This is a genomic window from Nocardioides sp. (assembly GCF_031397825.1).
Taxonomy (GTDB): Bacteria; Actinomycetota; Actinomycetes; order Propionibacteriales; family Nocardioidaceae; genus Nocardioides.
On sequence record NZ_JANNML010000065.1, the window covers coordinates 1 to 7,610 of the forward strand.

The 7,610-nt window shown below is 71.6% G+C and carries 11 protein-coding genes; 4 read left to right on the forward strand and 7 right to left on the reverse strand.

Annotated features, from left to right (window positions below; all coding sequences use genetic code 11):
- On the forward strand, nt 1-1,171 hold a 1,171-nt coding region (locus tag RMN98_RS05295; RefSeq protein WP_309647758.1), incomplete at its 5' end, for a hypothetical protein.
- On the opposite strand, the gene RMN98_RS05300 is transcribed toward RMN98_RS05295, so the two are convergent.
- Complete coding sequence (locus tag RMN98_RS05300; protein ID WP_309647759.1) at nt 1,147-1,950, reverse strand: thioesterase family protein; 804 nt, start codon at nt 1,948-1,950, stop codon at nt 1,147-1,149. The two genes, RMN98_RS05295 and RMN98_RS05300, sit on opposite strands and share 25 nt — an antisense overlap.
- A 41-nt stretch (nt 1,951-1,991) precedes the next feature.
- Here RMN98_RS05300 and RMN98_RS05305 point away from each other — a divergent pair, with 41 nt between their 5' ends.
- The 3 genes from RMN98_RS05305 (at nt 1,992) to RMN98_RS05315 (ending at nt 3,483) form a co-directional block, all read left to right on the forward strand.
- Nucleotides 1,992-2,348, forward strand: coding sequence for a DUF202 domain-containing protein (locus RMN98_RS05305; RefSeq protein ID WP_309647760.1), 357 nt, complete (start codon nt 1,992-1,994; stop codon nt 2,346-2,348).
- Between the two features lie 119 nt (nt 2,349-2,467).
- Entirely contained in the window at nt 2,468-3,106 is a 639-nt protein-coding gene (locus tag RMN98_RS05310) for a nucleotidyltransferase domain-containing protein (RefSeq protein WP_309647761.1), read from the forward strand.
- A gap of 5 nt (nt 3,107-3,111) precedes the next feature.
- Entirely contained in the window at nt 3,112-3,483 is a 372-nt protein-coding gene (locus RMN98_RS05315) for a hypothetical protein (protein WP_309647762.1), read from the forward strand.
- On the opposite strand, the gene RMN98_RS05320 is transcribed toward RMN98_RS05315, so the two are convergent.
- From RMN98_RS05320 to RMN98_RS05345, 6 genes are all read right to left on the reverse strand, one after another.
- A complete protein-coding gene (locus RMN98_RS05320; RefSeq protein WP_309647763.1) occupies nt 3,480-4,349 on the reverse strand; it encodes a PASTA domain-containing protein in 870 nt (289 codons plus the stop codon). The two genes, RMN98_RS05315 and RMN98_RS05320, sit on opposite strands and share 4 nt — an antisense overlap.
- Nucleotides 4,346-4,858 carry a SigE family RNA polymerase sigma factor gene (locus RMN98_RS05325; RefSeq protein ID WP_309647764.1) on the reverse strand — a complete coding sequence of 171 codons (513 nt, stop codon included), beginning with the start codon at nt 4,856-4,858 and terminating at the stop codon, nt 4,346-4,348. Before RMN98_RS05325 ends, RMN98_RS05320 begins: the two co-directional genes overlap by 4 nt.
- 86 nt (nt 4,859-4,944) lie before the next feature.
- Complete coding sequence (locus tag RMN98_RS05330) at nt 4,945-5,238, reverse strand: DUF2442 domain-containing protein (protein ID WP_309647765.1); 294 nt, start codon at nt 5,236-5,238, stop codon at nt 4,945-4,947.
- A complete protein-coding gene (locus tag RMN98_RS05335) occupies nt 5,235-5,522 on the reverse strand; it encodes a DUF4160 domain-containing protein (protein ID WP_309647766.1) in 288 nt (95 codons plus the stop codon). Before RMN98_RS05335 ends, RMN98_RS05330 begins: the two co-directional genes overlap by 4 nt.
- A 70-nt stretch (nt 5,523-5,592) precedes the next feature.
- A complete protein-coding gene (locus RMN98_RS05340) occupies nt 5,593-7,110 on the reverse strand; it encodes a protein kinase domain-containing protein (RefSeq protein ID WP_309647767.1) in 1,518 nt (505 codons plus the stop codon).
- A 37-nt stretch (nt 7,111-7,147) separates the two neighbouring features.
- Entirely contained in the window at nt 7,148-7,354 is a 207-nt protein-coding gene (locus tag RMN98_RS05345; protein WP_309647768.1) for a hypothetical protein, read from the reverse strand.
- Nucleotides 7,355-7,610: the final 256 nt, after the last annotated feature.

The window sequence follows — 7,610 nt, forward strand, 5'->3', positions numbered from 1 at the left end:
GTGGCTCGCTGCGAGCCGTGCCCTTTGGTACTACGACCAGGTCTTCCTGCGCCAGGACGACTGGAATCAGCTCGCCTCAGCCCTGATCCGCGAGCTCGCGACCAGTGCCGGCATCGACCACGTGCGGCGCTTCGAGGCCGCGGTCGACTTCCTGCGTCACCCCTCGTCACAGCGCCACGTCTCGCGGGCCCTGGGCAACTTCGTGATGGACCCCGACGCCCAGGTCGTGGCGCCCGTGCTCAACCTGCTCGGCGAGGTGACCGACAGGGCCGCCAGCGACCTGGTGCTCCGCCTGCTGTCGTCACCGTCCAGGAGCCTGCGGCGCGCGGCCACGTCCGTGGCGGCGACCAAGGTGGCGCGCGGACACATCGACGTCGAAGCGATGCCCGAGCTCGAGCGACAGCTCGAGCGACAGCTGGCCCGTGGGGTCGACCTCGACGGTGGGCTCGACACCCTCGACCTCGCCGTCCATCTCCCCCGCACGTCATGGGAGTCGGTCGAGAGTCGTCTGCGTGACCCCGTCGCCACGGCGCTCGTCGTGCGCGCCCGGTCGACGCGCGAGCTGATCGCGTCGCGCAGGGCCGCTGCGCTCGCCTCGGAGGTGGCGACGGCGATCCAGGATGCCACCCCGACGCACCACCCCATCGAGACCGACATGATGCTGCACCGCCTGGTGCGCGAGGCGCTGGTCCACACGCACAAGGCGCGCCGGCACCACGCGGCGCTGCTGCTGGCGGCGAGCCCCTACGGTCCGGCGACCGCCGACCAGGTCCTCGCGCTGACGCACCATGGTGACGAGTTCATCGCCGCGCGCGCGTGGGCGATGCTCATGCGGCTGCCCTGCCCCACGCCGCCGACAGGTCCCCGCGCGCGCAGGGTGGGCGCCATGCCCGAGCGCCACGCGGCCCGGGTCATGGTCAACGTGGGCCTCCACGACCGACCGCTCGACCACGAGACCGGGGCCTCGATCGCCGCCCGTCTGCCGGCGGGGCGCCGCTCGGAGCAGCACGCCGCGCTCTTCGCGCTCGGCATGCACGCCTCGCCGGAGCTCGAGCGGCTGAGCGAGCACCAGGACGACCGCACGCGACGAGGCGCAGCCTGGTGGCTGCTCCAGGGTGGCGCGACGCGCGACGACGACTCGGTCGATCAGCGCGGCAAGCGCGCCAGCTGACGGCTCTGGGCGACCAGACGGTCGGTCGAGTCCCAGACCTCGCAGTCCTCCTCGAACATCCCGCCGGCGACGTTGCGGCTGACGTGGCGCACGCGCAGCCAGCCGGGGGCGGGCCTGGCGCGCACGTGGGCGGTGAGCTCCAGCGTCGGTGCCCACCCCATGCCCTGGGTGTTGAAGGTGACCGGCGGGAGGGCGTCGACGACGAGCAACAGCGAGATCGGGTCGGGCTCGCGGCCGTCCCCGAGGCGGAACCACGCGGCCATCTCGGCCACGCCCGTGGGCGCACCGAGCGCCCAGCCGACGTGCTCGGGGTGGAAGCGCATGTCGAAGCGCTCCATCAGGGGCGCGATCCTGCGCACCTCCTCCGGTGCCATCGTGTTGGGCACGCACTGCTCCAGCGGCGGCAGGTCGAAGGGCACCGCGGTGGTCCGGACGTCGTCGGCGCTGCGACCCAGGTCGCCGTACGTCGCCAGGGCGGCGATGCGCGCCTCTCCCCCTTGGCTCAGCTCGGCCGACGCGACCGCCACGCTGCCGCCGGAGCGGCGTACGTCCACCTGGACCTCGGCAGGGCCCGGCACCGAGGCGGACAGGTAGTAGGCGCTGAGGGACAGCGGGTCGGGCTTGTCGGGCATCTCCGCCCGCAGCGCGTTGCCGACGACGGCGAGCAGGTAGCCACCGTTGACGCCGCCCCCGACCACCCACCCGGGGTCGAGCTCGGCGTCGTAGCGCCCCTCGCCGAGCGAGGTCACCGCGGTCGTCGTGTCGAAGACAGATGCCATGCGTCGGAGCCTAGGTGGACCGCGTGGGCCACGATGGAGCCATGGACCACGGTGGACTCCCCCACGTCTACGGCCAGGGCGACGAGCCGGACCCGCGCTACACGCTCGCCAACGAGCGCACCTTCCTCGCCTGGGTGCGTACGACGCTCGCCATGCTGGCCGGCGCGGTGGCGCTGCACTCCCTGGGCTTCCCCGAGAGCGACCCGCTGCGCGGGGTCCTCGTCGTGGTGCTGGCGCTCTTCGGTGGGCTGATGACCGCGCTGGCGTTCGTGCGGTGGGCGCGGATCGAGCGGGCGATGCGACTGCGCGAGCCGCTGCCGCGCTTCACGCTCGGGCTGGTCGTCTCGGTGGTGCTGGTCGTGGTCTCGGTGCTGCTGGCGGTCGCGTTCGCGGTGTGAGGGTCAGCCGGTGTCGGTGGCGAGCGCAATGCTGACCTGAGCCGCGGTGGGGCGATCACCGAGCATCGAGCGATATCATGCTCAATTGAGCACTAAGTTGCTCGTGAGGAGCTGCTGTCATGGACCTGTCCCACCCACTCGCCTCCATCATGCCCAACGCCCACGGGCCGGTGCTGACGGTGCTCGCCCGCACCCACGAGCCCCTGAGCGGCCGGAGGATTGCCGAGCTGACCGACGGACGGGTCAGCCAGAGACGCGCCAATGACATCCTCCGAGAGCTCGCAGTCGCTGGCGTCGTGCTCTGTGAGGATCGACCACCGTCAAAGCTCTATCGGTTCAACCGCGAGCACGTGGCCGCGCCCGGGCTCCTCTCGCTCATCGACATGTGGGGCGAGCTCCTGCACCGAATCCGCGACGAGATGACCTCCTGGGAGATCCAGCCGGCCGCGGCATGTCTCTTCGGTTCCGCCGCTCGGGGAGAGGGAACGACCGACAGTGACCTCGACATGCTGCTCGTCCGCAGCGCAGCAGGTGAAGCACACGCCGATGGGCCCCACTGGCTCGCTCAACTGGAACAGCTCGTGTCGCATGTCCGCGCGTGGTCCGGCAACGAGTGCGAGATCCTCGAGCTCAGCATCGGTGAGCTCGATCAGGCCATGAGGGACGACGATCGGATCGTCCGTGATCTGCGACGCGACGCCATCGTGATGGCCGGAGAAGACGTGCGGGACCTGATGCGGCGGGGCGAGCCTTCGTGACGGCGATGGACGACGCCCGCGCGCACCTGGCGAAGGCGCGCGAGTTCCTCGAAGCGGCGCGTCTGAACCTCGAGTGGGACCACGTCAATGCTGCGACCTCCAACGCAGTCCTCTCCGGCACCAACTCCCAGGACGCCATCTGCCTGTGTCTCACCGGCATGACGCGCAAGAGGGACGACCACGCCGATGCCGTCGCAGAGCTCAAGGCCGCTGGACCTGCTGGCGCGGCTGTCGCATCGACGCTCGCGCGACTGCTGAAGCTGAAGACGAAGGCGCAGTATCAATCACGACAGATTGTCCTGAGCGACGCCGCCAAGGCCATCGAGTGGGGGGCTCGGCTCGTCGACGAGGCCGAGCGAGTCGTGTCGGGTCGCTAGCCGGTGACGGTCACCCTCACGGTCGAGCCGGGCTCGACGACGGTGCCGGGTGCTGGTGACGCGTCGAGCACGAAGCCCACGACGCCGGCCTGGGGTGTCGGCCGGACGACGACCGTCGCCCTCAGCCCTTCGTCCAGCAGGGCTCGCACGTAGCGCTCCCCCGCCTTGCTCTGGTCACCGCCGCCGTAGTTGGCCGGGGAGAAGCCCGGGACCGCGACCAGGGTGTCGACGATCGTGATCCGCCCGAGCGCCTCGCTCACCGCCTCGGCCGAGACCGAGGAGGTGGCCTCGAAGACCACGTCACGCTCGGGGAGGTAGACCGCCGCTCGGTAGACGGCCGCCTCCCCCGAGCTCTGGCTCCCCTCGTCGGGCGAGCGAAGCGCCGGCTCCCCGTCGACCTCGATCGGGGACCAGCTGCCGACCTGGTCGACCGGCTCGCGCGACCTGATCCAGACGCTGGTCGTGTCTCGCGGGTAGGAGGTCGCGCAGGTCTCGATGACGCCGACGTCGACCACGACGGTGTCGCGTGTCGGGGTGCCGCAGCGGATCTCGTTGGTCCCCCACGCGTCCGGCACTGCGACGACTGCCTGACCGATGCCGACCCAGCGGAAGCCGGTCGGTGGCTCCTCGACGCGCGTCTGCTCGGACGGTGAGTCGGACGCGGTCGGCGCGAGGTCGCGTGGCGCGACGTCGCCGCTCGGCCACAGCGCCACACTCCCTGTGGCGACGACGACGGCGGCCGCGGCGGCCAGCCCGACGGCGTACGAGCGCCGGCGGCGGGCCGTGCGGTGCATGGCGGCGAGCGGGGGCGGGCCGACCGGCACGTCGGCGGCGGAGCGCTCGAGCATCTCGGTCAGGTCGTTCACAGCGTCTCCTCGTGGTCGGCGAGATCGGGGTCGAGAGCCAGGGCCGCGAGGGCACGGGAGAGCCGGCTCTTGACGGTGCCCGGCGCAACGTCGAGGACGCCGGCCATCTGGGCCTCGGTCAGGTGGGCGTAGTAGCGCAGCACGACCGCCGCGCGCTGGTCGGAGGAGAGCCGGGCGAGGGCACGGTCGACGCTGTCGCGGACGATGACGTCGCGGGTCGCGTCGGGGGTCGCCAGCTCGGGCAGGTGCTCGGTGGGCCGCTCGCCGCGCCAGTGCCGGCGCCGCGCGTCGGTGAGGGTGTTGACGAGGACGCGGTAGACGTAGGCGTCGCGGTCGTCGGCGCGGCGTACGCGGGACCACTTCATGAGGCACCGGGTCAGCGCGGTCTGGACGACGTCCTCGGCCTCGTGGGTGCTGCAACCGAGCAGCACGGCAGAGCGCACGAGCCGCTGCCAGCGCGCGGCGACGTAGTCGTCGAACTCGGCGTCGGCTCCGGGGTCGGTGTCCATCGGCTCCTCCTCGTCACTCCCTCACCTGCTGCGACGGGTCGGGGGCGGCGCGGGGTTCCCGATGATCGTGACGGATCTGGTGGACGTCAGGCTGGCGCTGCCGCCTTCGACTTCGTGTAGAGCTCGTCGGGTGCCCAGTCGGCGCCGTTGGGCCACGCGATGGTGCCGGTGTCCGGGTCCGCGTGCACCTGACAGAAGCTGCCGTAGTCGGCCGTCAGTGCCTCGAAGACGGGGCCACGCAGCAGGGGCTCCATGTCGATGACCCTGACCTCCCCCGTGTCGAAGGTGAGCTCGAGGACGTAGCGCCCCAGGACGCGGACACTCGTCACGACGACCAGGGCAGGGTCCGTCGCGTGCTGCCGAACACGTGGCTGGCTCATGCGTGATCACCTTCCTGCGGTCGTCGGTCCAGTCTAACGACCGGTTCGTGTCGCAGTCCGGCTTCGAAGGCCGCCAACGCCTCCCCGGTGTGCTCGGCCAGCAGTCTCTTGATCGTGCGGTGCTGCTGTTGGCTCAGGCTCCCCGCGAGGACCTGGCCCGTTTCGACCGCCACGGTCGCGAGGCGGCGACGACCAGCCATCACCGCCACGTGGGGTCTTTGATGATCCTCGCGGTCGTAGACGCACAGCTTGAAGTTGCCGCCGTCGAACCAGATGGGAAACATGCCCCCACTCTTCCCCGATCTCCCGACGTGGCCGCCGTTCCTCCACAGGGTCGTCGTTCAGGCTCGTAGGTCAGACGACCTCGTCGGCGGCGATCAGGAAGCCACCGTCGGTGGGCTCGAGGTAGATCCGTCGGGTCTCGGTCTGCTCGGAGCCGTCGGTCGTGTAGGTGATGGTGGCGTCGACGGTCACGTCATCGACCTCCTCGACCCCCTCGATGGCCAGCGCGTCGATGGTGCGCCAGAACCCGTCGTACTGCTCGAAGCCGCCGAGGTCGGCCTGGTAGCCCTCGGTGAACATCTCCCACGCCGTGCCGGTGTCGCCGGGCAGCAGGGAGTAGTAACCCGCGACGAAGTCGGCAGGGTCACCTGCGTCGGCGGCGGGCGGCGCGGGCTCCTCCTCGGTCGGCGTGGGCTCGGGCTCCTCCGGCGTGGGGTCCGGCTCGGGGGTCTCCTCGGGCGTCGGGTCGGCGCTGGGCTTGTCGCTCGCCTGCCCGGTGCCGCCGTTGTCGTTGCCGTTGCCGGACGAGCTCGGGGTGTCGGAGGTGGTGGCCACCGGGTCGGTCTCGTCGTCGCCGGTCATCGCCCAGGCCGCACCGCCCAGGAGGAGCAGGACGAGGACGGCGGCGAGGACGAGCGGCGTACGACGTCGGCGCGGGTCGTCATCGGCAGGCGGCGTCGGCGCGGGGGTGGGCACAGGCGTGGCGAAGGCCGCGGTCTGGTCGGGGGCCGGCTCGGGGGTGGGCGCAGGGACCGGGACGCCGGCGTGGCGGTCGTTGACCTGGTGCAGCGCGTGCGCGCAGTCGCCCATGCTCCACCGGGCGGCGACGTCAGCGTCCATCATCCGCCGGATCGGCTGGCGCAGCGGGCCGGCACGCTCGGGCAGCGGGGTCGGCTCGCTGGCGATACCGGCGAGCACGGCGAGCGCGTTGCCCTGCGAGGGGTAGGGCCCGTGGCCCTCGACGGCTGCGAAGAGCGTGGCGCCGAGCGCCCACACGTCGGAGGCGGGTGAGGCGTCGGCGCCGCGGGCGAGCTCCGGGGCGAAGTAGGCCGGGGTGCCGACCATGAGGCCGGTCTGGGTGAGCTGGTCGTCGGCCAGGTGGCGGGCGATGCCGAAGTCGCTGATCTTGGCGACGTCGTCGTCGGTGACCAGGATGTTGCCGGGCTTGACGTCGCGGTGGACCATCCCGGCTGCGTGTGCCGCGGCGAGGCCGTCGGCGACCTGGGCCCCGATCCGGGCTGCGCGCAACGGGTCCATGGGGCCCTCGGCGGCGGTGATCTCCGAGAGGGTGCGGCCGGGGACGTACTCCATCACCAGCCAGAGGTGGTCGCCCTCCTCCACCGCGTCGTAGACCGCGACGACATTGCGGTGGTTGAGCGCGGCGGTCGAGCGGGCCTCGCGCATCGCGCGGGCCAGGTGGGGCAGGGACTCGCCGGGCAGGTGGCCGACGCGCTTGACGGCGACCTCGCGGCCGAGCCGCTCGTCGTGGGCGAGCCAGACACTGCCCATCCCTCCTCTGCCGACCTCGCGGTCGAGGCGGTAGCGACCGGCGAGCGGTCCACGGGAGGAGTCAGGGGTGCGTGGGTCCATCAGGGGGCAGTACCCAGGACGGGCCTGCGCCACTCGCTCAGGCCGCGCGGCGCTTGAGCGGCAGCAGGTGGGTCTTGCCCTCGCGCTCGGCGACCATCTCGGTGGCCTCCCGGTCGTAGGCGGCGGCGAGCTCGTTGACGGTCGCCATGTCGTCGTCGGCGACGGCGCTGTTGATCGCCGCGACGTAGGAGGCGTGCAGCGTGTTGAGCTCGTCGATCAGGCGGGGCTTCAGCGTGGTGGTCATGTCTGGTTCAGCGCTCCGGCTCGCCCGTTCGTTCCCGATCGGGTGCGGATGTGACCGATCTCTAATGGGGGGGGTAGACGGCTCTGCCGGGTCGTGTGCCGGAGAGCAGGCCCCACCGCTGTGTGAAGGCTCAGGACATCGCGGACACATTAAGTCTCAAGACATCGCGGACACCTGATCGGCTGTGTGGCCCTGGTTGGACGAGCCTGGGGCATGGCCAAGGATGGAGTGCCGGTGTCTCCGGAGTTCGCAGCGT